The organism is Pseudomonas sp. HMWF021 (assembly GCF_003061005.1).
GTDB lineage: Bacteria > Pseudomonadota > Gammaproteobacteria > Pseudomonadales > Pseudomonadaceae > Aquipseudomonas.
In genome coordinates this window covers 3,065-4,626 of the sequence record NZ_QAIK01000129.1, presented here as the reverse complement: position 1 = coordinate 4,626, position 1,562 = coordinate 3,065, and the positions used below count along the sequence as shown (strand labels likewise).

At 63.3% G+C, this 1,562-nt stretch carries 1 protein-coding gene and 1 pseudogene; both read left to right on the top strand.

Annotated elements, in window-relative coordinates; genetic code table 11:
* Positions 1-274 (top strand): annotated as a pseudogene (locus DBR18_RS29410) (carbon-nitrogen hydrolase family protein); the annotation flags it as partial.
* 3 nt (positions 275-277) lie between these two features.
* Positions 278-1,318, top strand: a complete 1,041-nt coding sequence (locus tag DBR18_RS17850) for an AraC family transcriptional regulator (protein WP_108591301.1) — start codon at positions 278-280, stop codon at positions 1,316-1,318.
* Positions 1,319-1,562: the final 244 nt, after the last annotated feature.

Here is a 1,562-nt window from a genome sequence, read left to right as displayed (position 1 = left end):
AGCCTGGAATCAGCCGTGGGCCGGCTACAAGGGGTCGAGCACACCGGGCTCGGTCAGCCTCAAGCCGGGGGAAATCAGTGAAGGTCAGGCGTGGCATCGCCTGACGCTGACCGCGCAACCGCCGAGCAGCCGTGCGATCGCCGGCATGAGCGTATTCCTGCGCGGCCAGTTCTGGGACAAGCCCGGAGCCGGGCAAAGCTTCCTCAGCAGCAACGGCCAGCAATTCGCCGATGGCGAAGCCCGTGGCGCGCGCCTGCTGAACATCTGGTTGTAAACCGTGAAGCCGCTGCCGATGCGCCTTGGGGACCTGTCGGTAGGCTTCGTTCACAGCCTGGCTGATGCCGTGCGCAGCCATGACGCCGATCCGCAACCGCTGCTGGAACAATATGGTCTGGACACCGCCCGTTTGGCCGAGGCCGGTGCGCGGCTTTCAATCCCGCGTTACATGCGTCTGGGGCACAGCGCGATTCAGTTGACCGGCGATCCGGCGCTGGGCCTGCGCATGGGCCAGCTCAGCCGCCTGAGCCAGGCCGGGCTGGCCGGAGTCACCGCCGCGCAAGCGCCAACCGTGCGCGAAGCGGCCCGTTGCCTGATCCGCTTCGAGCCGTTGTACGGCTCCAACTATCGCGGCCAATCGAGCTTTCACGAAGACGCCCATGGCGCCTGGCTGCGCTTTTATTCGATCAGCCCGTACAACGCCTACAACCGCTTCGTGGTGGATTCGATCATTGCGGGCTGGTTGCATCAGCTGTCCAGCGTCGGCCGCGAGCCACTGCGCGCCGAACGTATCGACATCGAGTTCGACGAGCCCGACTATCGCGACGCCTACAGCGTGCTGGGCGACTGCCCGATCCAGTTCGGCGCCGAGCGCAATCAACTGCGGCTGAGCCTCACCAGCCTGGCCCTGCGCAACCCGGAACACTGCCCGAGTACCTGGAAACACTTGCTCGCGCTATGTGAACGGGAACTGGAGCAATTGACCCGCACCCGCAGCCTGCGCGAACGCATCACTCAACTGTTGGGGCCGTTGCTCAACGGTGGCCGGGAACCCGACCTGGAAGAAGTGGCGGCGCGCCTTAAGCTGCCAACCTGGACATTACGGCGCAAACTGGCCGAGGAAGGCACGCAGTTTCGCGCGATCCTCAACGACACCCGCCGCGATCTGGCAATGACCTACATCCGCGACACCGAACTGGCGTTCGGCGAGATCGCCTACCTGCTGGGCTTTGCTTCAGCCGAGGCGTTTCAGCGCGCCTTCAAACGCTGGAGCGGTCAGACCCCCGGTGAGTTTCGCCGCAGTCACCGCAAAAGCGCCTGACACCTTACAACTCGGTGGCGTCTTCGGCTGGCTCTGGCTGATCCAGTTCAAACGCCTGGAATTCGAGCAGTTCTTCTTGATAGTCGTCCATCGTGTCACCCCCTGCTGCCCGCTTGAAAATAGCCCGGCCAAATGACCAGTGCCTCGAGCATATCGCGCCCGTGTGAAGGAAAAGTGAAACGCGGCCTTCATGAATAAAACGTAGCAGGCGGTCAGGAATTTATCGCGGGACTTTTGTCGGGGA